The 21,590-nt window shown below is 69.4% G+C and carries 20 protein-coding genes; 8 read left to right on the top strand and 12 right to left on the bottom strand.

The window, feature by feature from the left end; genetic code table 11:
• Positions 1-99: 99 nt before the first annotated feature.
• The gene (locus BC793_RS24095; RefSeq protein WP_146246409.1) at positions 100-654 is read right to left on the bottom strand and encodes a hypothetical protein; all 555 of its coding nucleotides are present in this window, start codon (positions 652-654) and stop codon (positions 100-102) included.
• Positions 655-842: 188 nt separating this feature from the next.
• Here BC793_RS24095 and BC793_RS24090 point away from each other — a divergent pair, with 188 nt between their 5' ends.
• Positions 843-1,571 carry a hypothetical protein gene (locus tag BC793_RS24090; protein ID WP_109595897.1) on the top strand — a complete coding sequence of 243 codons (729 nt, stop codon included), beginning with the start codon at positions 843-845 and terminating at the stop codon, positions 1,569-1,571.
• A gap of 188 nt (positions 1,572-1,759) precedes the next feature.
• On the opposite strand, the gene BC793_RS24085 is transcribed toward BC793_RS24090, so the two are convergent.
• Both BC793_RS24085 and BC793_RS24080 read right to left on the bottom strand, forming a co-directional pair.
• Complete coding sequence (locus BC793_RS24085) at positions 1,760-2,041, bottom strand: DUF6881 domain-containing protein (RefSeq protein WP_109595895.1); 282 nt, start codon at positions 2,039-2,041, stop codon at positions 1,760-1,762.
• A gap of 112 nt (positions 2,042-2,153) precedes the next feature.
• The gene (locus BC793_RS24080; RefSeq protein WP_146246408.1) at positions 2,154-2,444 is read right to left on the bottom strand and encodes a hypothetical protein; all 291 of its coding nucleotides are present in this window, start codon (positions 2,442-2,444) and stop codon (positions 2,154-2,156) included.
• Positions 2,445-2,907: 463 nt separating this feature from the next.
• Between BC793_RS24080 and BC793_RS24075 the strand changes: the two genes are divergently transcribed.
• Positions 2,908-3,822, top strand: coding sequence for an SMI1/KNR4 family protein (locus tag BC793_RS24075; protein ID WP_203896380.1), 915 nt, complete (start codon positions 2,908-2,910; stop codon positions 3,820-3,822).
• Between the two features lie 68 nt (positions 3,823-3,890).
• On the opposite strand, the gene BC793_RS24070 is transcribed toward BC793_RS24075, so the two are convergent.
• The 3 genes from BC793_RS24070 to BC793_RS52365 all read right to left on the bottom strand — a co-directional run bounded on the left by BC793_RS24070 (position 3,891) and on the right by BC793_RS52365 (position 6,603).
• Entirely contained in the window at positions 3,891-4,202 is a 312-nt protein-coding gene (locus BC793_RS24070) for a ribosomal protein L7/L12 (RefSeq protein ID WP_239170342.1), read from the bottom strand.
• 709 nt (positions 4,203-4,911) lie between these two features.
• Entirely contained in the window at positions 4,912-5,253 is a 342-nt protein-coding gene (locus BC793_RS24060; RefSeq protein ID WP_146246407.1) for a hypothetical protein, read from the bottom strand.
• 159 nt (positions 5,254-5,412) lie between these two features.
• Positions 5,413-6,603, bottom strand: coding sequence for a GNAT family N-acetyltransferase (locus BC793_RS52365; RefSeq protein ID WP_158319339.1), 1,191 nt, complete (start codon positions 6,601-6,603; stop codon positions 5,413-5,415).
• A gap of 144 nt (positions 6,604-6,747) precedes the next feature.
• Between BC793_RS52365 and BC793_RS24050 the strand changes: the two genes are divergently transcribed.
• Both BC793_RS24050 and BC793_RS24045 read left to right on the top strand, forming a co-directional pair.
• On the top strand, positions 6,748-7,206 hold the full coding sequence (locus BC793_RS24050) for a DUF4440 domain-containing protein (RefSeq protein ID WP_109595884.1): 459 nt from the start codon (positions 6,748-6,750) through the stop codon (positions 7,204-7,206).
• 162 nt (positions 7,207-7,368) lie between these two features.
• On the top strand, positions 7,369-10,413 hold the full coding sequence (locus tag BC793_RS24045; RefSeq protein WP_146246406.1) for a M4 family metallopeptidase: 3,045 nt from the start codon (positions 7,369-7,371) through the stop codon (positions 10,411-10,413).
• A gap of 62 nt (positions 10,414-10,475) precedes the next feature.
• Here the strand turns inward: BC793_RS24045 and BC793_RS24040 are convergent, their stop codons facing one another.
• On the bottom strand, positions 10,476-11,030 hold the full coding sequence (locus BC793_RS24040; protein ID WP_109596414.1) for a GNAT family N-acetyltransferase: 555 nt from the start codon (positions 11,028-11,030) through the stop codon (positions 10,476-10,478).
• On the opposite strand from BC793_RS24040, the gene BC793_RS24035 reads away from it, so the two are divergent.
• Positions 11,029-12,102, top strand: a complete 1,074-nt coding sequence (locus BC793_RS24035) for a MerR family transcriptional regulator (protein WP_239170343.1) — start codon at positions 11,029-11,031, stop codon at positions 12,100-12,102. The two genes, BC793_RS24040 and BC793_RS24035, sit on opposite strands and share 2 nt — an antisense overlap.
• 132 nt (positions 12,103-12,234) lie before the next feature.
• Here the strand turns inward: BC793_RS24035 and BC793_RS24030 are convergent, their stop codons facing one another.
• Entirely contained in the window at positions 12,235-12,594 is a 360-nt protein-coding gene (locus BC793_RS24030) for a YciI family protein (protein ID WP_109595880.1), read from the bottom strand.
• A gap of 417 nt (positions 12,595-13,011) precedes the next feature.
• On the opposite strand from BC793_RS24030, the gene BC793_RS24020 reads away from it, so the two are divergent.
• Positions 13,012-13,374 (top strand): nuclear transport factor 2 family protein, encoded by a 363-nt coding sequence (locus BC793_RS24020; protein WP_109595877.1) that lies wholly within the window; start codon positions 13,012-13,014, stop codon positions 13,372-13,374.
• A 33-nt stretch (positions 13,375-13,407) separates the two neighbouring features.
• Here the strand turns inward: BC793_RS24020 and BC793_RS24015 are convergent, their stop codons facing one another.
• The gene (locus tag BC793_RS24015) at positions 13,408-13,626 is read right to left on the bottom strand and encodes a hypothetical protein (protein WP_109595875.1); all 219 of its coding nucleotides are present in this window, start codon (positions 13,624-13,626) and stop codon (positions 13,408-13,410) included.
• Between BC793_RS24015 and BC793_RS24010 the strand changes: the two genes are divergently transcribed.
• The gene (locus BC793_RS24010) at positions 13,613-18,634 is read left to right on the top strand and encodes a protein kinase domain-containing protein (RefSeq protein ID WP_109595873.1); all 5,022 of its coding nucleotides are present in this window, start codon (positions 13,613-13,615) and stop codon (positions 18,632-18,634) included. The two genes, BC793_RS24015 and BC793_RS24010, sit on opposite strands and share 14 nt — an antisense overlap.
• 427 nt (positions 18,635-19,061) lie before the next feature.
• Here the strand turns inward: BC793_RS24010 and BC793_RS24005 are convergent, their stop codons facing one another.
• Positions 19,062-19,448, bottom strand: coding sequence for a VOC family protein (locus tag BC793_RS24005; RefSeq protein ID WP_109596412.1), 387 nt, complete (start codon positions 19,446-19,448; stop codon positions 19,062-19,064).
• Positions 19,449-19,538: 90 nt separating this feature from the next.
• On the opposite strand from BC793_RS24005, the gene BC793_RS24000 reads away from it, so the two are divergent.
• A complete protein-coding gene (locus BC793_RS24000) occupies positions 19,539-20,093 on the top strand; it encodes a dihydrofolate reductase family protein (RefSeq protein ID WP_109595871.1) in 555 nt (184 codons plus the stop codon).
• 190 nt (positions 20,094-20,283) lie between these two features.
• On the opposite strand, the gene BC793_RS23995 is transcribed toward BC793_RS24000, so the two are convergent.
• On the bottom strand, positions 20,284-20,943 hold the full coding sequence (locus BC793_RS23995) for an MSMEG_1061 family FMN-dependent PPOX-type flavoprotein (protein ID WP_109595869.1): 660 nt from the start codon (positions 20,941-20,943) through the stop codon (positions 20,284-20,286).
• 35 nt (positions 20,944-20,978) lie between these two features.
• On the bottom strand, positions 20,979-21,590 hold a 612-nt coding region (locus BC793_RS23990), incomplete at its 5' end, for a transposase (RefSeq protein WP_109595868.1).

Raw genomic sequence — 21,590 nt, 5'->3', positions numbered from 1 at the left:
GTCTTCGGCTTTCTCATGCCCGTGTTGGCCGGTGGTCTCGTTCGCGCCGCGATGTGGTCGTGGACTCACCACGTCGGCTGATCGACGACTCGGTGACCGTCAGGCGGTGGTGTCGTAGTCAATGTAGAGGCCGCGCTCGATCGGCACTCCCAGTCCGGCGAGGATCGCGCCGAAGGATTTGTCGTCCTCGGCACGGCCCGGCCGGGTCTGCTCCGCCACGTCGCCGAAAGTCAGCGTCAGGCGACGGAACTCCAGCACGGTGGTGGTCATGTACACGGCGTCGGTCCACTGCTCGCGGTCGGCCAGGACTCCGGTCAGCGCCGAGGTGGGGTAGCGGCCCGTGGTGCCGTCCGCCCGGGTCACGGCAATCTCGGCATGACTCAGCCGAAGCCTGATCACTTCTCGCCGTTTCCGGCGGTGGCCGAACCACATCAACACCGCCAGGCCGGCGGGTACGGCCACCAGAATGACGTCCACGAAGAGAAGGCTCAGGAACATGCCCCGGGACATTCTCGACGCGAAACTCGTGAAGAGCGAGGCGAGCAGGAGTACGCCGGGCGACGCGGACAGGCCTATGGCACCCAGGCCGGTCATGATGCCTGGGGTGGGGGCGGCCGAGTCAGCGGACCACGCCGTCGCACGTTGCTCATCCACACCGGTCATTCTGCTGGACGAACCCCGGGAATTCGGGATCCCTTCAGCTCCGATCCAATGAGGCCCCTTGCTCCGGCCGCTGGCGGCTGGCTTCTGCGCACCCCCTCCAGCCGCTACCCTTCCGCCGTGTTGATCAACTATGCCGAGGCGGCGGCTTACCGTGGCGACGTCGCGGGAGGGCTCGTACCGTGCTGAACTCGCTGTTCACGCTGCTGGCACGCGCGCAGAAGGGGATCGTGCTCGCCGAACTTGCGCTGGCCGCCGTTTACATCGCCGTCGACGTTCCGCGTGGCGGAGAGGTCGGCAAGACCTTGTTTCCCTTCACCTTGGCGTTATCGCTGGTCGCCGGCCTCCTGTGGTGGATCGGCATGCGACACCGTCCGGCGGCCCTGGTGCAGGCAGCGAACAGGCGGGCCTTCGAGGCTCCCCCAGGACCTGTTCCGGTCCTCGCCTTCACGACGGTGGCACCGTTCGTCACCGAGAAGCTCAGCACCACCATCGACCGCGTTGCGCAGCAGACCGACCCGTGGTGGCTCGACGTCCTCACTTCGACGCTGTGGGTTCTCGCGCTCATGCTGGTCGCCCGCCTTGTCTGGCGTGGCGCCGGAGTACACCTACGCCCGGACGGAGTACATGATCGAAGAATCGCCGGATCGCTGTTCGTCCCCTGGGAAGCGCTGGATGCCGAGGAACCACCCACGACCTCTCACCCGATAGAGGTGAAGCTCACCTACCGCCATCCCGAATTGGTTCAATGCCGTGGCCTTCTCCGCCGAAGGCCCGAGATAACAGCGTGGAACGTTGACGGCGCCTTCTTGGCCCGGGCCATCCAGGAGTACGCCAGTAACCCTGAGCATCGAACGGCCATCGGCACGGAAGCAGAACTCGACCGGCTCCGAATCGCCATTGCGGAGTAGCCAGCCCTGCGAGCGCCGCTGCGACATCGGTTACTGTCCGTGACAGCCGCGATGGAGCCTCCCGAGCTACTTGCGGCAGATTCGGACGTCGTCCCGGGGATCGCCGCGATGAGTCAAGCTTCATGCGAGCCGTGCCGTTGGGTTCACACCCAAAGAGACCGCAGCACACAAGCTTTCACGCGTTGTGGTTATTGACTCCATTCGCGCGCACGGCACCACGCAGTGTTGAATTGCTCGCTGGAGACGCGCATCATTTCGAGTTCCGGCGTACTCTCTTTGTCTTCCTCTTCAACTCGTTGATCGCCCAGCTCGGTATCTTTAGTCCAACGCGTTTCATCTGCGTAGTCATGGCGGCCGTCCCGGAAGATGTGCACCTTCCGCGTCTCATAGCCATCGTTGCCTAGCTCGGAAAACACCTCGACCGGGCAGGCGGGATCATCGTGATGCCATAGAATCCGCCAGTGCTCCACTATATTCGCGACGCTCCTTTTAGACCGGTTCACCTTACTGACGGAGTATCCCATGGGTGACAATTCGTCTTAACGAGGAGTCGACTCGCGAGTCGCCCCGTCGCATTTTTCCCTATGGCCGCTGATGGCCGCAGTCGAGTTCGTTGTCGGCAAGGTCGGTGACCCATCCGTGGGTACCGTTGAAGTGCACTCGGATGAGGCCGGGATGGTAATCGACCTCGAAGGGCTCGTTACCCTTGGCCGTCCCTGGCCAGACTGCTCCGTGGTCATCACAAGGAGCGGTGTGAACCAGCAACGACTCGCCAGGTTGGAGCCAGTAGTCCCGGCCGTAGGGTTCCAACACCACTTCGAGCAACTCTTCACTGCCGTTGTGAACAGACATTCGCAACGCGATCGTATCCACCGTCGCGATTGTCGCAGCGGCCGGTTCCCTCGCGGACAGCACCCTCTCATCGGCCACGACCGGACGCCGGCCACCCTGTCGAGGGTCTGTACCCGTACCGGATAATCGGTCGATGTCCTCGATCTACGACGTGACCACGTGGGAACCGCTGATCCAGCTGATCCGGGCCCGCAAGGGCACCGGCAGCCCGGTGAGCGGCCATGTCAGCTCGAATGGGTGGAGCGTCCCGGGGCCCCATCACGACTGGAACACCGAGCGTGCGGCTGTCGATCGTGTGTGTGGCGCCTTGGCTGAGGCCGGTCGGGAGGACGTCTCTTTCGTACTGGACGGGTCTGACCTGCATCTGATTGAGGACGGTCCTGCCGTGGACGGTCTCGCCATCAACGGGGGGTCGCTCTTGCTGGTCGAGGGCGCGGTTGCGGAGCCTTGGCGTCGCCAGCCATCGCCGACACCGGGGGCTGCGGTGTCTCCATCGGCCGATCCGGCGTTGCTGGAACGGCACCTGCGAGAGCGGCTGCCGGCGGTCCGGGGTGCCACCGAGGCGGAAATCGCCGCGGCCGGTGCACGGCTCGGTGTCGACCTGCCCGAGGAGCTCAAGGCGCTCTACCGCGTGGTCCGGGCCGGCCGGGAGGATCGCCTGGAGGGTGTGTCCGAGGCGCTCGGCTTCGAGTTGCTGGGGCTGGACGGCGTCTTCGTCGCCGACGCCGTGTCCCGGCCGCACTGGTGGGAGTTCGCGGCCATGGAAGCCGTTGTCACTTCACCTGACGACCTGGTGCAGGGTCTGGTCGGCTCACCCGGCTGGATCGTGTTCGCCGGGAACGGTGGAGGCGACTGGTACGCCATCGACCTCACCCCAGGCCCACGCGGCTACCGGGGACAGGTGATCCTGATCAGCCATGAGGAGAGCGTCGGCGCCGTACCGATCGCGGAATCCCTCACCGATCTGGTGGTGCGCGGGCGTGAGTACGACTACCCCGGCTCCATCGATGAGCAGATCCCGGTGTTCGTCCACGCCACGGACGGGAATCTGCCCGTTCACTCCGAACTGGAGGTGCTCAGCCTAGGATCGTCGAATGCTGGACCGTTCCGCCTCGCGCCCCTGGTCGGATTACCCCGGCTGCGGACTCTGACGGCCAGTGCCGGCAGTCTCGCCGACCCGCGTGAGGTCGCGTTGCTGACCGGTCTGGAATACCTGGAAATCGACCTGGACGATTGGCGGGTACTTCTGGACGCCGACGCCGTTCCGCAGAACCTGTTCGCCGCCGGTGTCCGAACGAGGAACCAGGGCCTGCTCGCGGTCGCGGACCTGTCGAACGAGTTGCTGGCCCGGTGGAACCGTCCGCTCATCACTCGCACCACTCTCAGCATCCGGTCCTGACTCCGATCGCGCTTGACGCGTGGGAACCGGCGGGATGTACGGCTGCGACGTTCGCGCTGCCGCGATTGTCATCCGAGGCCACGCTGCCTGGCGAGGAACTCGACGGCGTCTTTGGCCTCCTTCAGGCCGACACCAGTCGCATCCCGGTATTCCTTGATCGCCTGGATCTTGCGGCCGGCGAGCAGTTCCTGCAGGACTGCCCCCGGAACGTCGGGCTCGGGTTCGCGGATACCCAGGTGTGCCATGATCAGGTCCAGCTTGCGTTCAACTGCCGCCAGCTTCTGCGCCTGGCGATCGACAGTGCCGCGGCGGCCGCCGGCGACCACCAGAACCAGCAGCACCAACGGCAACATCACGGCGAACGGTACGGCCCACTCCATGCACCCATTGAACACCGGCAACGCCAGATGTTCCGGCGCGGGCACAGGCAGGCACGCTCGGCCGAACGTGCGCCGGCCTCGGTGACCATCGGCGGCGTGTCAGTGCGTCGAGCTGCGGGTCGATCTCCACACTTTCATCGTGGCTTGAATCGCGTCGCTTCCGCGGTACAGAAAGACGTGGTCGCCCCCTCCCTGCCCGGCAGGCACTCTCCGTCTATGAGCGCCCTGTCCCCCAGCGCCTCGGGGAGATCGACTTCGTAGGCGACTTGATTGTTGCTGGGGCAACTGGCGGGTCCAGGCGCCTTCGGCACGACGGTGAAAGTCACGATGATCTCGGACTTACCAGGCCGGATCTGCGGTGCCAGGACCTCGCCCGTGACGCCGTCGTTGCAACCTAGACGGGAGACGAGTGCCGTGAACCTGGTGGACGACTTCTGGAGAGACGAGCCCTCCTGGAGAACCCAGACGGCCGCATCGCCACCGGCCCCCGTCGTCGGGGAGGCGCGGCGTTCGACCTCCGTGTTCGAGCCGGGTTGAGCCGGAGACGGTTCGGGGCCGGCTCCGCACGCCGACGCGAGCGTGGCGAGCAGCAGGACCGAAGCCAACCTACTTGCGACCTTCATGTCCTTGAGACGGCACCAGATCCTCGGCCGGTTCCACCTTTGGAGCGCGAGGCCTAGCCTGACCTGAGCTTCCTTCGGTTCCGGTCTCATCCCAGCCACTGATCAGGCGCACCAGGCCTGGAACCGTTGCGGCCCTCGATGCTCTGCCAGCCGTCGGCCTGCGTGCCCGACCGAAGGACGCGCGCGCCGGAGCCACTGAGCGTGATCAGGGCCGTGTGGCCGCCCGGGATCTCGTCGACCGTTCTCTGGTACCAGACGATTCGGGTCAGCTCCAGGTCGATCAGCTCTGCCGAGTCGTTGACCCGGTGGAATCTGGCTCCGCGAAAAACCGGGCCGCCGAGGTTTCGCACGGTCACCGTCGCTTCAGTCCACTGAGAGTTCCGAACCTCGTTGATCTGCAGTTCTACAAGACTCCGGTCGGCGTTCACAGGCCGATGGTCGCCGACACCGTCCACGGAGTCCAATCTCGGTGGCCAGGACCGGGCGGATGAACTCACATCGGCGCGTCCGGGCGCACCGGCTGCTCGAAGGGAGCAGCCGGGGTCGCCCGTGTGAGTGTGTGGTCGGCGACCGAGCCGTACCGACCCTCAGAAGTAGTCGTGCAGAGTCGGCGCCGGGCCGGCGGTCGCGGTGCGCAGCAGCTCGTCGGTGTCGGCGTCGCCGCCGGTCAGGAAGCCGCTGCGGCGTAGCTGCTGCGGCGTAGCCGCGCCCGCGTACCAGGAGGCCAGGCCGCGTGGTGTCAGCCGGACAGCGCCTGTGCCGCCCGGTTCCAGCCGAGCGTTGCCGCCGGAGAGCACCAGCCGGTGGCGGCCCTGATGCCACGGGCAGACGTCGTCGGTCAGTTCCAGGTCGACCTCGCCGGTCAGGTGGCGCGGCCAGCCGCGGGCGGCGATCGCGCCGGGGGCGTCGACGACACGCAGCATCCACGGTTGTGTGGACTCAGGTTTGGCGTCGCCGCGCGCCAGCAGCGACCAGACCGGGTCGGCGGTGCCCAGCCGGATCAGGGTCGTCGGCGCGACGCTAGCCCAGCCGCCGAGCATCGCCAGCAACGTGCGTGTCGCCTCCGGTGTCAGCCCGACCACTTCGTCCACGCTGAGCTTGCCGCTCGCGTCGTAGCCGGGGCCGCGATCCCACCTGGCGTACCCGGTGATGGTGCCGGTGTCGTCGACGGCGACGGTGAAGCCGTGGTAGTCGGCCAGCAGCTGCTCGGGGGTCCCGGCGAAGGCGGGCCCGGAACGTTCCATCATGGCGGTGCCCGTCCGGGCCACCGCGCGGTAGATGTCGTCGACGGCCGGGATGTCGGCCTCGGTCGCCGGTCGCAGTGTCGTCGCGGGATCGAGGCGGATCTCGGCCAGCACCCGGGTCGGCACCGTGTAGTAGACCAGCGCGCCGACCTCCTCCCAGCCCAGCGCCCGGTACGGCCCCGGCGTCGTGTCGAACAGCGTGCTGATCACCGCCCCGCGGTCCCGGGCGCCCTGGAGCAGCCGGGTCAGCACGAGCCGGCCCAGGCCGCGCCCGCGCAACTCGGCCGCGGTCGCCACGCCGGCGACGCCGCTCGTCGGCACGACCCGGCCGCCGAACCATTGGCCCTGCTCGCGGTCCACCGCCTTGGCGACCAACCGTCCGGCCGGATCGAAGACGCCGAGCGTCCGACGGCCGGGGGAATCGGCGGCCCAGTCCTCCGGCATGGGCTGCTCGTGGTACCCGAACGCGAGGCTCCCGAGGGCCCACGCGAGCTGCTTCTCCCCCGGCTCGAGCGGCCGTACCTGATACGTCACGCCACACATCTTGCCAGGTCATTCAGCTCGGCTGGGCCGCGGGACACAACGCTTCGATGCTGAGTGGACCGGGGTGAACTACACCGTGCGCGCGTTGGAGGTACCCGGGCTGCGCGGTGCCGGCCCCCATTCTGGAGGGTTCCCGTGACTGCCGAGGGCGAGGACCCGCAAGCCGTACGGGCGGTGCTCGAGACCCTGATCCGCCGGTTCTTCGCGGCGGTGTCGTTCGAGTCCGGGCAGCGCCCCACATACGAGGTGCTCCACGAGCTGTTCATCGAGGACGGCAAGCTCATCAAGGCCGGCGGTGCTCGACCCGAGATCACGACGGTGCAACATTTCATCGAGCCGAGGCAGCGGTCCGTCGACTCGGGTGAGCTCAGCGCATTCCACGAGTCGGAGACCGCCGAGATCACCGAGGTATTCGGTGACGTGGCGCACCGCTTCAGCATTTACACCAAGCACGGTGTGCTCGGCGGTACTCCGTTCACGGGCCGCGGCATGATCTCGACGCAGTTCGTCCGTACACCGGAAGGCTGGAAGTTGATCTCCATGGCCTGGGACGACGAACGGACGGGACTCACCATCCCCGATCGTTACCGGTAGCTTCATTTTTCGGCAAGGCAGCCGCCCCGTCGATGTGGCCAACGGGCGCGCGAGGATCCCCCCGAAGCGCCTACTATTCGCCTTCATCGATCACGACGGGGGACAGAATCAGTGACGGTCAGGCGAAGCCATGTCCGTAAGTTAGTAGCGACGGTTGCCGCGGTGGCTCTGGTCGGGGTGGGAGCCCATGCCGCGGCCTCCTCGCCGTCCGGCGGTTCCGCAACGGTCGAGGCCGGCCCGGCGCCCGAGTCGGCCGCGCCGTCGCCGGCAGGTCAGCGGGACGCGGTGCGGGATGACCACAGGCCGCGACGCGCCGCCCGGGTCGGCCGGTCCGTCCCGCCCGCCGCGAAGCCCGCATTCGTCGCGGCCGCACGCGACGTGGTCCGGGGCAACAAGAAGGCCGTGCACTCCGTCGCGGGTGAGGATTACCAGGCCAAGGACATCGTCGTCGACAGCGACGGTGGCCGGCACGTCCGCTTCGACCGCACCTGGAACGGCCTTCGCGTGCTCGGTGGTGACTTCGTCGTGCACACCACCCGCGCGGGCCGGTTCGCCGGAGCCACGGTGGGCCAGGACGCGGCCGTCGATGTCTCCCGTACGCCTGCGGTGGCGAAGAACGACGCGATCGCCACGGCCGGTAAGAAGTCGACCGGGCCGGCGCAGGCGCAGCTGGTCGTCGACGCACACCGGGGTGAGCCGGCGCTGGCATGGCAGGTGACGATCGCGGGCCATCTCGTCGTGATCGTGGACGCCACCACGGGCCGTACCCGGCGCACGTACGACCTGACCAAGGGTGGCGACACCGCGACCGGGCACGGACTGCACAGCGGTGAGGTCAAGCTGTCCACCACGCGTACCGCGGAGGGCGCCTTCACCCTGATCGACCCGGACCGGGGCGGCAACCGGACCCGGGACGCGCTGAACAGCGCCTCCGGGACGTCGGAGGCCACCTCCCGGGCGTTCACCGATGCCGACGACGTGTGGGGCGACGGCACGATGGCCGACCGGGCGACCGTGGGCGTCGACGTGCACTACGGCATGGCGCGGACCTGGGACTACTTGAAGGACGCCTTCGGCCGCGAGGGCATCAACAACGACGGCAAGGGCGTCACCGCGTACGTCCACGACGAGGTCGACCTGGCGAACGCATCCTGGAACGACACCTGCCTCTGCATGGCGTTCGGCGACGGTGACGGCAGCAGGACGGCGTTCACGTCGCTCGACGTCGTCGGACACGAGATGGCGCACGGGCTCACCTTCCGCACCGCCGACCTCGTCTACGAGGGCGAGTCGGGGGCGCTCAACGAGGCCACCAGCGACATCTTCGGCACACTCGTCGAGTTCGCGGCGAACAACCCGGCCGACGAGCCCGATTACCTGGTCGGTGAGAAGACCGGTCCGCAACCGATACGCTGGATGGACGAGCCCACCCGCAACCTCAAGTCGGCGTCGTGCTGGAGTCCTTCAGTCAAGGACCTGGACGTGCACCGCTCGTCCGGTGTGGCCAACAAGTTCTTCTACAACCTGGCCGTGGGCAGCGGCTCGACGCGGTGGGGCAGCAGCACCCCCTGCGGCGGTGCGGCCCCGGTGACCGGCATCGGCAACGATGCGGCAGGCGCCATCTGGTACCGCGCCCTGAGCACCTACATGGTGTCGACGACCGATTTCGTCGGTGCGCGTCAGGCCACGTTGCAGGCGGCGGCCGACCTGTACGGCTCGGACAGTGCCGAGCGGTCCGCGGTGCAGGCCGCGTGGCTCGCCGTCGGGGTGGACGGCTCGGGCACCGTGCCGCCGTCGGGCACCGCGCCCGTGGTCGACCCGCTCCCGCTCGCGCCGGTGCACCTCGGCACGCCGGTGCAGCGTCAGCTGACCGGCACCGACCCGCAGGGACAGGCCATCGTCTGGACGGCGGAGGAGCTGCCGCCCGGCCTGACGATCACGCCGCAGGGCCTGATCAGCGGCGTGCCGACGACCAAGGGCTCCACCGTGGTCCAGATCCACGCCACCGACCCGGACGGTAACCGGACCAGCCCGAAGGCGACGTCCTGGTACGTCACGGGACCGCCGGCCCTGTTCGGGTTGTTGCCCGCCCCGCGAACCTTCAACGTCGGCGCCGAGACCTCGTTCCTGCTGCGCTTCGAGGACTACCCCGACCATCACGCTCTGGGCCAGACCCAGTTGGTGACCGTGGAGACCACCGGGCTGCCCGACGGCCTGACCGCCACCGCCGCCGTCGACGACGACTTCGACTGGGCGACCCGGGTGACCGTGCGGGGCACGCCGAGCACTGCCGGCACCGGGACGATCCGGTTCACGGCGACCGATCCCGATGGGGAGACGGCGACGTTCGCCCTGCCGTACACCGTCGGGCCGCCGCTGGTACCCGCGACGCCTGTCGGCTACGTGTACGGCGGTGAAGCCAGCGGCAGTGCGACCGTGTTCTGGACCGATCCGACCGCAGGCAGCCCTCCGGTCGCCGGCTACGTCGTCAGGGTCACTCCCGGTTCGGAGCAGGTGCTGCCGGCGACGGCCCGTTCGGTCACCCTGACCGGTCTGGACCCGACGCGGGCGTACGAGATCGGTATTCGTGCTCGCGGCACGGTGATCGACGGTGCCGAGAAGACGGTGACGATCAAGCCGACCGGGCTGACGCTGTCGCCGCCGGCAGCGACCGTCGATCACGGTGCCCCGGTCACACTGACCGGCCAGGTCACGGGTCCGCTCGCGACCGGGCGGGCCTACGTGGAGCAGAAGGCCCCCACGGCGACGACCTGGACGCGGGTCTCCACGATCACGGCGGACGCGACGGGGGCGTGGAGCCTCACGGTGAACCCCACCGTGACGACGGCCTACCGGGTGTCGTACCCGGCGGGGGCGGTCGGCTGGTGGCCCGCGACGTCGGCCGTCTCGACGATCACGGTGCGTCATGCCGTCACGCTCACGCCCAGCACCCTGTCCGCCAGGGCCGGCGCCAATGTCACCTTCACCGGGACGGTCACGCCGGCGACAGCCGGGGTGAAGGCGAACCTGCAGCATTTCACCAACGGTGGGTGGGTGACCCTGCAGAGCGCCACGATTGCGGCCAACGGGTCCTATTCGATTCGCCGGGCCTTCACCCGCGGTAGCTGGAACCTGCGGGTGGTGACCAGCGGCGGCAACACCAACGTTGCCGGTGTCTCCCGGTCCGTGACGCTGACCGTCACCTAGCAGTAGTCAACGCCGCTCCGGCTCCTCGTCATGCCACGGGGAGCCGGAGCGGCTCAGCTGTGTCATCGCGAGGGCCGCCATTCGCGCCTGATCAGCCCGAACACCCACGAGTCCGAGACCTCGCCGTTGACGACGCAGTCTTCCCGCAACGTCCCTTCGCGAACGAACCCGAGCTTCTCCAGCACGCGAGCAGAGGCCACGTTGCGCGTATCGGTCTCGGCCTGGACCCGATTCAGATTCAGCGTGTCGAACGCCCACTCCAGCACGGCGCGCGCGGTCTCCGTCGCGTAGCCCTGACCCCATGCCGAGTCGTCGAAGCAGTAGCCCAGCGCCGCGCTGCGGTAGTCCGGATTCCAGCGGGAGAGGCTGCACCAGCCGATGAAAGCCCCGTCGGAGACACGGTCCACGGCCAGCCGTACCCCGGTGCTCTCGTCTGTCATCCGTCGGCAGGCTGCGATGAACCGCTGGGCGCGTGCCCGTTCGGTCCAGGGCGGCGCGTCCCAGTACCGGAGCACGTAGGCGCTGCTGTGCAGCGCGAAGAGGGCGTCCGCATCCCCGTCGTGGAAGGGACGCAGCCGAAGCCGAGCGGTGTGCAACGTCGGGGTGGGAAGCGACATGCGCGTCATGCTGCTCCGTGATCGACGGCCGGTCCATCAGATATCCGATGCCGGTGACTCGCGACGGGTTCTCGGCCTTGACTCTCAAGTCGCTGGAGACGCGATAGTTCCTGCCATGGAGGACATGTATTCGATCGGGGATGTCGCCCGGCGTACCGGCCTCAGTGTCAGTGCGATCCGGTTCTACTCCGACGCGGGGATCATCAGCCCCACCGGCCGCACCGGCGCGGGATACCGGCACTACGACATCCGTGCCGTCGCGGGGCTCGAGCTGGTCCGTACTCTCCGGGAGCTGGGCGCGAGTCTCGACGACATCCGTCAGTTGCTGGCAGAGCAGATCACCCTGCCGGATCTCGCGACGGCTCACCTGGCACTCGTCGAACACCAGCTCAGCCGCTTCCAGGCTCGGCGGGCCGTGCTGCGGACCATCGTGAGGCAACGCAGTACGACCGCACAGGTGAGTCTGATGCACAAGCTGGTGTCCATGTCGGATGACGACCGTGCCCAGCTCATCGAGGAGTTCTGGACCGATGTCACCGACGGCCTCGACGTTCAGGGCTTCTTCGTCGACTACCTGCGCCCGTGGTGGCCCACCCTGCCGACAGAGCCGACCGCGGAGCAGCTCGAGGCATGGATCGAACTCGCGGACATGGTGCAGGACGCCGAGTTCCGGGAGGCGGTCCGCCGATTCTTCGCCGAGACCTTCGCCCCGGCAGCGGCCCGCGGGCCGCAGACCACGCCGACGGATGACGACGTTGAGCAACAGGTCGCCTTCCTCACCGAAGCCAAGGCCGCCGCCGAAGCCGGAGTGCCGGCCGGCTCGCCCCGGGCCCGGGAGCTGGCAGGCCGGTGGGTGACGTGGATGGCAGCGCGGGCCGGCGACCCGAACACCGCCGACGTCCGACGCCGGCTCGTCGATGCCGATCCAGGGCCGCACGTGGCCCGGCACGTCGAACTGCTCGGCCGGTACAGCTCGCTGACCGCCACGGTCAACGGCGTTCCACAGCCGCACACGCCCGGCGCGCCGGCCTCGGTCTGGCTGCACGCAGCCGTCGCGAACATGGCGAAGTGAGGCTCCGGGCGCCTCGCCCGGAGCCGTCACGCCGGCGTCCTCGCGATGCCCGATGGGCAGGTCATCCCGTGGCGGCCACCGAAGCCCCGTCGGCCGCGCCTCGATCCGGGCGCGGCTCGGCGGGCGACGAGCTCACAGGGATCCGCGCCGGGGCTTGAAGCGGCGAACCTCCTGGGGCCAGCCGCACGCCTCCGCGATCTTCCCGGCCCACATTCGGGCCGTCTCCTCGTCGGGTACGTCCACGATGGTCAGCCCGCCCAGGAACTCCTTGGTCTCGACGTAGGGCCCATCGGTGAAGATCACCGCACCGCTCGTGGCGTCCGCGCTGAAGACCGGGCCGTCCTCTTCCTCCAGCCCTCCGGCGTAGACGTACGCTCCGGCGGCCTTGATCTCGTCGACGACCGCCGAGGCGAGTGGACCGCGCCCGCGGAACCATTCCTCGGTGTGGTCGCCCACCCACTGCTGGTTGAAGTAGATGAGGTACTCGGGCATGTTCGCTCCCACTGTTCATCCGGACCCGGTGTCCGTTCCCGCCTACGCTACGAACGGGATCCACCTGATCCGACACCTCCGGCGGAATTCGTCCGGGCCGGGCACGAGACCGGCCGCCTTCGAGGAGCATCTTCGCCGGGAATCGACTTGTCGTGGTGCGGGCGGCCCCTCCGCATCGAAACGGCGACCACGCAGGAATGGGAGGAGTTCGAGTCGGGCCTCGCCGCGGACGGCGAACGGTGGCTCGCGTCCCACGCGGATCACCCCGAAGCGGCGTCGGTACGTGACACGCTCGACCGGCAGCGCCGGATGTGGTTGAGAGGCCACCGCGGGTTCCTGGGTTCGCGTACCTCACCCTGAAACCGTCGTCGCACTGACCCGATTCCGTACGAGCACGCGGTCGGACAGAATCTCCCCGTGACCTTCGATGCCCTCACGTTGCAGCGGGCCTTCGCCCAGGCCGAGTTCCACGCCGACACCAGTGCGCTGCACGCGTTGCTGGCGGACGACTTCCGATCCATCGGAGATCAGGGGTACGTGCTCGACAAGGCTCAGTGGCTCGGCAAGTTCGTCGACTTCGCCTACACCGACCTGCGGAGCACCGACGTCGAGGTGAGCTCCTACGACCATGCTGTGATCATCCGGTACGTCCAGCACAGCGCTTCCGTCTGGCGCGGTCAGGCGATGGCGTCGACGTCCCGGGTCAGTCAGACGTGGATCGAGCAGGCCGACGGCTGGCGACTTGCGGGTGTCCAGTTCAGCACCCTCGGCGACGCTTGATACCGGTTGCCCCACACCGGCGCCGGCTGGTGGTCAGTCCCGTGGCGGGCCGGCCAGGGTCGCGTAGTGATGGTGCCGGTTCACGTCCTCGGCGGCCGCGCGCATCTCCTCGTGGTAGATCCGGCGGGCCTCGGCGTCCAGCCGAAGCCGGCCCGCCCGCTCGGCGGCGAGGCGGCGAGGCGGCGCCTCGTTCGCGGTTTCTGCACCGGACCCGATCCGGACGGCGGATGCTTCTGGTATGAACCGCCTCACTCCACCGGACGTGACCACACTGGGAGAGCTGGACAGAGGCGGCCGTACGATCGTTTATCGGGTGCGCCGTGACGGCCGTGTCTGGGCCATGAAGGTGTTCCCGGGTGGCGGCGACGACGAGTTCGCGGCCCTGCGCCGGGAAGCCGCCGTGATCGCCTGGATCGATCATCCGGTGCTGCCCCGGGTGCAGGAGGTCGGTGTCGCCGACCGCCGGCCATACCTGATCATGGAGCTGATCGAGGGGACCAGCCTGGCTGACGTCCTGAGGGCCCGGCCACTCGACGCCGACCGGACGGTCCGGCTCGGGATCAGCGTCGCCGGGGCGCTCACCGCGCTGCACGCGGCAGGCCTCGTGCACCGTGACGTCAAACCCCGCAACATCATGATCCAGCAGGACGGCGCCGCCCGCCTCATCGACCTCGGCATGGCCGTACGGGCCACCACCGCATCCGCCGGCACCAACGCCGGCACGTTGCGGTACTGCGCTCCGGAGCAGGCGGGCACGCTGGACCGGCCGGTCGACGCCCGCAGCGACCTGTACGCCCTCGGCGGCGTGCTGTTCGAATGTCTCACCGGACGGCCACCGTTCCCGGCCACCGATGCCGGCGAACTGCTGCGCGCCCATGCCACCACCGTCCCGCCGGACGTCCGCGAGTCGCATCCCGACGTGCCCGCCGCGCTGGCCGAGACGGTGGCCAGGCTCCTGGCCAAGAACCCCGACGACCGCTACCAGAGCGGCACGGACCTCCTCGCCGCCCTGGGCGGCCCGGCCGGAGACGGGCCGCACCCGGCGCCTCTGGTCGGCCGTCGCCGGGAACTGACCGCGCTGCACGCCGGGACCGCCGGGTTCGCGGTCATCGCCGGCGGCCGCGGCACCGGCAAGAGCCGCCTGCTGCGTGCGGCCGCCGACCAGGCCCGCAAGGACGGCGTACGGGTGCTGTTCGGCACCTGCCCCGAGGATCCGCTGCCGCTCGCGCCGCTGCACGAGGCCGGTGCGACCACGGCCGACCAGTTGCTGGGCGCCGGCCGGGCGCTGCTGTGCCTCGACGACGCGCACCGCGCCGACGAGGCCACCCTCGCGGTGCTGCGGCAACTGACCGTGGGCATCGACGACGTGCCGCTGCGGGTGCTGCTCACCGTCGATCAACCCGGTGCCGACATGCTGCCGGCCGTGGTGTCCGGCCGGGCCGACCGGATCGAGCTCGGCCCGCTCGACCCGGTCGGTCTGGTCACCGCGTTCACCGCCGGGCACGACCTCGGCGCGGACCTGGTCGGTCAGCTCGCCGCCCACGCCGGGACGACCCCCCTCGAGACGCGGGAGTACGTCAACGCGGTTGTCGACTCGGGCGTGCTCGTCCCGTACTGGGGAGGCTGGCGTCTGGACACCGACGGCCTGGACGGGATCGCCCTGGGTGGCGACCTCCAAGCCCTGGTCATGCGCAGGGTCGAAGGCCTCGGCGTGCCGTGCCGGACCGTGCTCGCCGCAGCCGCCGTGATCGGCACCCATTTTCCGGCCGAGCTGGCCGCCGTCGCGGCCGGCGTCGATCCGGTCACCTGCGACCGGCGCCTGGCCGAGGCCGTCACCGAGCGCGCCGTGTGCCGCCAGGCCGACGGCTACGCCTTCGCCCATGACCACCTGCGCCTGTCACTGCTGCGATCCGCGGATCCGCGGCAGCTGCGCGACGCCCACCAGCGGGTCGCCGAACATCTCGACCGGACCGGTGGCGACGCCTTCGCGATCGCCCGCCACCACCTGGACGGACATCCCGCCCGGAACCCGGACCAGGTGGTACGGGCCTGCCACGCCGCCGGGGAGCTGGCCCTGGCCGACAACGCGCCGGCCCAGGCGATGACCCTGCTCGAACCCGCCTACCGGCTGGCGCCCGGATCGAGCACGGTGGGCGAACTGCTGGGCAGTGCCTACTACCGGGTGGGGCGCCTCAGCGACGCGGTACGTGTGCTGACCGCCGCGCTGCCGGGCGCGTCCGGTCCGGTCGCCCGCGCCCGGATCCTGTTGCAGCTCAGCCGTGTCCATCAGGACACCTGGGACACCGGGGCGGGCCTCGCGGCCGTGCACCGGGCCCTCACCGAACTGGGCCGGCGACTGCCGCGGGGCAGGGCCCGGCTGGTGGCCGGCACGCTGCTGCGGTTCTTCGCCGGCCTCGCGATCGAACGCACCGGCGTCGGCTTCGGCACCGCCACCGGCGAGAACGCCACCCGGTGCCGGCTCGAAGCACAGCTCTACCGTTGTGCCGGCACCGTGGCCAGCCTCGGCCTCGACCCGGTGTTCGCGCTCAACTACCTGCTGCGCTCGCTGTACCCGGTGGCGCGGCTCGGGCTGTGCGAGGACTACGTCCGGGTCCGTGCCGACGTCGCCGGGGTCCTCAGCCTGGGCCCGTTGCACGGACTCTTCGGCGGCTATCGCCGTCCGGCGCGGGCGGCCGCGCTGCTGGGCGAGGAGTCGGTGATCGCGTACGTGGCGCTCACCGAAGCCAGCTGCCGTCACATCGGTGGCCGGGGCCGTGCCCGCGACATCCTCGCCGACACCGTCGACCCGCAGCGCAGACTCGACGCCGCCACATTCGTCACCATGCTCGGCGGCACCCTGTGGTTGCTGCTGCTCGCCGGGCTGACCGCCGACGCGGACACCCTCTACCGGGAAGGACGTAACCGGCTGGCCGCCGCCGATCTGCCCGAACACGCCCTGATCCTGGCGGGCGCCGCCGTAGCCGCGGGACAGGGCCGCGCCGGTGAGGCCGGCACCCTGCTGCGTGGCGTCGACGACGGGCTGCCCGCGTTCGGCCATCCCAGCCCCAGGGTCACGCTGCTGCTCGCCCGCGCCCAGGTCGCCGTCGAGCAGCGCGATCTCGGCGACGGCTTCGACCGGGTCGTCGACGACCTCGGCGAGCTGCACCTCAACCCGAGGATGCTGCTGATGCCGCTGCGATCGGTGTACGCCTATGTCGCGTACGGCAGGCTGGAACAGTGCCGCACCGCCGAGCCGGACCGGCGCGACGAAGCTCTCGCCGGTGCCCGCCGGGCCGTCGCGGTGTTGCGCAGCGCCGCCGCCTCCACGCTTCTGCGGGCACATGCCCTGGTCGCCGAGGCCCACCTGCGGCTGCTCGGCACGGGACCCGGCCCGGCCCTCGACGCGCTCGACGCCGCCCGCCTGCCCCTGCGCGAGGCCGACGCGCCGCTGGCCACCTTCGAGGCACAACGGCTGCGGGCCCGCGCCCTGCAGACGCTGGGCCGGCCGGACGACGCCGCCGTGGCCGCCGCGGGTGCGCTCGCCCTCGCCGCCCGCAACGGCTGGCCGCACCGGGCGCAGTGGATCCGCGACGAGTTCGGCGAACTGCTGCCGGCCGAAGGGCTCGCGACACCCCGTGACGACACCGGCCACCAACAGCGCCTCGAAGCCGTCAGCACCCTCGGCCTGGCCGCCTCCCGGATCACCGACCAGGGAGAACTCACCCAGGTCATCCTCGACGAGACGATCCGGATCCTGCACGCCGAACGTGCCTACCTGTTCCTCACCGACGACGACGACAGACTGGTGCCGTACCGGGGCCGCGACGCCGCCGGAACCGACCTGGACGAACTCGTCGCGTTCGGCTCCACCCTCGTGGAGCAGGCCCGGTACAGCCGCGAGCCCGTCATCGTCGCCAGCACCGACGAAGCGGCCGTCCTGGGATCGCAGAGCAGCGTCGTACACGGGCTGCGCAGCATCCTGGTGTCGCCCCTGCTGCGCGGCGACCGGATACTCGGCGTGCTGTACCTGGACAGCCGGGTCGCGGAGGGGATCTTCACGTCGTCGGACGCCGGGGTACTGGCCGCGCTCGCCACCCACATCGCCGCCGCGCTGGAGACCGCCCGGGCCGCCGACCTGACCGGGCACGTACGCGATCTGGGAACCCAGGTGGACCGGATGCAACGGCTCGACAGCCTCGGTCAGCTGGCCGGCGGTATCGCCCACGACTTCAACAACGTGCTCGGCATCATCATCGGCTTCACCGAACTCCTCCGCGACGAGCTGCCCGACGGCTCGCCGGCCCTGCGGCTGGCCAACCAGATCGGATCGGCGGTGGACAAGGGCACGGGACTGACCCAGCAACTGCTGTCGTTCGGGCGTGGCCAGACCGGCGACGCCCAGGTACACGACCTGGCCGAGGTGCTCACCGAACTCGAGCCGATGCTGCACCGCACTCTCGGCGACCACATCACCCTCCGCGTCACGGCCGCGCCGTTCTGCCTGACCCGCGTCGACCGCGGCCGGCTCGAACAGGTCGTCGTCAACCTGGCCGCGAACGCCCGCGACGCGATGCCCGGCGGCGGGGAACTGCACGTCGACGTCACCCGCTGCAGGCTGGACGGCCCGTTCGTGCGCCTGGCGGTCAGCGACTCCGGCGTCGGGATGGACCGGGAAACCCTCAAACGGGCGTTCGAGCCCTTCTACACCACCAAACCCGTCGGCAAGGGCACCGGGCTGGGGCTGGCCAGCGTCTTCGCCGTCATCCGCGACGCGGGCGGGCACGTACGCCTGGAATCCGTGCCGGGCCAGGGTACGACCGTGAACGTGTACCTGCCCGAGGAGGCCTCACCGGTCTTGTCCGCCGACCCCGGTTCGCCGGTGGCGCCGCACGCCGCGCCGCCGGCCGGGTTACGGATCCTGGTCGTGGACGACTGCACCGATCTGGCTGAGGTCACCGGCGAGATGTTGCGTAACCGCGGCTTCGACGTGAGCGTCGCGTGCTCCCCCGCGGAGGCGCTGGACCGGGAACCCTCCGTCGACCTGCTGATCACCGACGTGATGATGCCGGGGATGAGTGGCCCGGATCTGGTGGAGCGGATACGTGAGTCCGCGCCCGCGTTGCCGGTCGTCTACATGTCGGGGCACCTGCCGAGGCCGATGGATGATCGGGTACGGCTTGATCATGGCGCCGTGCTGCTGAAGAAGCCGCTGGCCGGGGCCGATCTGCTCGACGCGATATCGCGCCTGTGCGGCCGCTGAATCAGCACCGCCGGCGTGACCTGGGTGGCAAGTGCCCGGTCGAGTCGCCGACGCCGACCGGTGCTGCCGTGACGGCAGAGGCCCAGTCCCTACCGGACGTCCTGCCTCAATTGATCAATGCGGTCCAGCCAAGCATCGCCGCGTTCGGGAGGGATGCCTCGTCGTCGGCATACCAGCGATCACCGGTGGTGATCGCTGGTGCCGGTCTGCTCGTCCATCCGGTCGGCGCGGCTTGTTTCGCTGTCCGGCAGTTCAGCTTGGCCGGGCTGTCCGGCAATTCCGCCCGGCCCGGCCGTCCGGCCGTCTCTGCCCTACCGGACCGCCCGGTCGTGTCGGCCCTGCTGCGCCCTCAGCCCGTCTCAGTTCTCCGCCCTTACTCCGGGCCTCTCGGATGCCGGACTCATCCGGAGATCTCGGGCTCGTCGGGCTATCCGGCCTGCTCGGCCTCGCTGCGCAGGATGCAGAACTCGTTGCCCTCCGGGTCCGCCAGGACCACCCATCCGCCGCCGTTCGGTTTGCGGAGGTCGGTGACCTCGGTGGCGCCGAGCGAGAGCAGACGGGCGAGTTCGGTGTCACGGGTTCCGGCGACCGGGCGCAGGTCGAGGTGGATGCGGTTCTTGACCTGCTTGGTGTCCGGGACCTCGATGAACAGCAGACGGTGGTGGCCGTCGCGGGAGGAGATCAGGCATTCCTCGTGGCCGGGCTCGTTCGGGTCGTCGGGGTCCTCGGTGTAGTCGAGGACGGTCTGCCACCAGCGGGACAGAGTGAACGCGTCGGTGCAGTCCACCGTGGTGTGGGAGATGTAGGCGGTCATCTTCGGATCATTCCAGTTCGGCCCGCTCCGGATGCCGGCGGACCCGATCACGATTATCGTCGGCGTTGACCCGGGTGGAGGTGATGTCACGTGAGCGGACTGCTCGTCCAACAGTGGATTTCCGTCGATGGTTTCCTCGCCGGGGTGAACGGCGAGGCAGACGTGTTCGCCGCCGTCTCCGACTTCACCGCCTCGGAGACCCACAATGCCGCCCTGCTCGGCGACATCGACGAGGTGCTGCTGGGCCGGCGCACGTACGAGTCGTTCGCCGCATACTGGCCGACCGCCGACGACGAGCCGATGGCCCGGCAGGTCAACGCGCTACCCAAAGTGGTGTGCTCGACCACCCTGATGGCGGCGACGTGGGGCGGGCACGCTCCGGCCCGTGTCGTACCCGACCCGGTCGACCACGTCCGCAGCCGGCGCGACGCCGGTAGCCGGATCATTCTCTGGGGCAGCGTCAGCGTCATGCGTGCCCTGCTGGCCGCCGGTGAAGTGGACGAGCTGGAGTTACTGGTGGCGCCGGTCGCTCTCGGCGCGGGTACGCCGTTGCTGGCGCCGGGGGCGGCCCCGCTGCCGCTGAGCCTGACCGAGTCGCAGATCTGGCCGGGTGGCGTGGTTCGTCTTCGCTACTCCGTCGGCTGAGGGAAGAGCCGATCACCGGAGTTATTGCAGGTTGTGCTCGCTTTCGCGGGAATTCGTCGCGGACTTCCGCGGCTCGCTTCACCACACGCTACCGCTAGCCGCGAATCACATCCTGTAGCGTCCGGCAGCATAACTACGGTAGCGGCCCCCGCGGGCGACCGCGGTGTCGGCGTCGCCGCCGGGCGGGCAGCTATTCGTACCGGTATTTCAGCGCGTCCGCCTCCACCTGCTCGATGTCAGCGATCGTCAGGTCCGGTATCCGCAGTTGAGCCAGCGTCACCTCGGCCGAGGTCGGCTGCGCATCCGCCGGCAGCCACTCCTCGGGCTTCCACGCCCCACCGCGCATCAGCGACTTGGGACAGTGCGGGTAGACCTCCTCGATACCCAGCACCAGCGCACTGGCCGGCGGCTTGCCCACAGCGGTCAGTTGCGACAGCAGGTCGGGACGGGTGGAGACGCAGGCCCGGCCGTTCATCCTGAGCGTCGTGGTGCGCCCCGGAATGACGAACAGCAACCCGGCCCGCCCGGTGGCGATGACATTCTGCAGGGTGTCGAGACGCTTGTTACCAGTCGCGTCCGGAATCGCCACCGTCCGTGAGTCCAGCACCGCGACGAACCCTGCGGGACCCCCGCGCGGAGAGACGTCACAGTTGCCCTCGGCGTCGACACTCGCGACCAGAACCAGCGAAGAGCAGGCGATCAACTGCCGGGTCTGGTCGGTGAGTTCGGTCATCTGCTTCCGCACAGCCGCTTCGCTGGGAAGCGCGTAGACCCGGCGCAGCGCCTCCTGATCAGCCACGGCATCGAGGCGCAGCGACTCAAAGGCACTGGTGGCAAGAGTTGACGTCATGCCATCGACCCTAGACGAGTAAGTCCTAACCCAAGTCAGTGGTCGTAGGCGATCAATGACCTGGTCAAGGGTTGGCCGGTGGCGCGGTTGTGCCAGATCGCGGCGGTCATGGCGAGCAGTCTTTGGGCGACGCGGGCACCGACGCCTTCGATGCTGCGGCCGCCGTGCAGTTCCAGGTCGAGTTGGCTTTTCAAGGTGTCGTTGACCGACTCGATCAGCTGGCGTACGGGTTTGAGTAGGTGCTCGCCGGGTCGTGGGGTGCGGTTGCGGTAGGACGGCCGTAGCAACCGGGCGCCGCGTTCGGCGAGCCAGCGGTCGAGTTCGGCGGAGACGTATCCCTTGTCCGCGATGATCAGCTGACCGGGGCGGGCGGCGAGCAGGCCGGGATCTTCTTCCAGAGCAGCGGCCAGGACCTGCCGTTTGTCGGCCTTCGCATCGGCGAGTGACCAGGAGGTCGGTAAGCCCGCGGGCGTGCAGATCAGGTGGAGCCGCAGGCCCCAGAAGAAGCGTGAGTGTGACGAGCAGTAGCCGTAGACGGCCCAGCCAGCCAGGTCGGAGCGTTTCACGGTCGGTCTTGACCGGCCGCACTCGACGGGGGTGGAGTCGGTGACCCAGACGTTGTCGAACCAGAGATCGGTGTCGGCGGC

Source organism: Actinoplanes xinjiangensis, from assembly GCF_003148685.1.
In the GTDB taxonomy this organism is placed as follows: Bacteria; Actinomycetota; Actinomycetes; order Mycobacteriales; family Micromonosporaceae; genus Actinoplanes; species Actinoplanes xinjiangensis.
Note: the sequence above shows the minus strand (reverse complement) of the source record. Positions and strands in the feature narration are given on the sequence as shown.

What these genes read in the sequence shown, in the direction of transcription:
- BC793_RS24070 (WP_239170342.1), bottom strand. Translation starts at nt 4,202, where the DNA reads ATGGAGTGGGCCGTACCGTTCGCCGTGATGTTGCCGTTGGTGCTGCTG.
- BC793_RS24035 (WP_239170343.1), top strand. Translation starts at nt 11,029, where the DNA reads ATGCGCGTCATGCTGCTCCGTGATCGACGGCCGGTCCATCAGATATCC.
- BC793_RS24040 (WP_109596414.1), bottom strand. Translation starts at nt 11,030, where the DNA reads ATGTCGCTTCCCACCCCGACGTTGCACACCGCTCGGCTTCGGCTGCGT.
- BC793_RS24030 (WP_109595880.1), bottom strand. Translation starts at nt 12,594, where the DNA reads ATGCCCGAGTACCTCATCTACTTCAACCAGCAGTGGGTGGGCGACCAC.
- BC793_RS24010 (WP_109595873.1), top strand. Translation starts at nt 13,613, where the DNA reads ATGAACCGCCTCACTCCACCGGACGTGACCACACTGGGAGAGCTGGAC.
- BC793_RS24005 (WP_109596412.1), bottom strand. Translation starts at nt 19,448, where the DNA reads ATGACCGCCTACATCTCCCACACCACGGTGGACTGCACCGACGCGTTC.
- BC793_RS23995 (WP_109595869.1), bottom strand. Translation starts at nt 20,943, where the DNA reads ATGACGTCAACTCTTGCCACCAGTGCCTTTGAGTCGCTGCGCCTCGAT.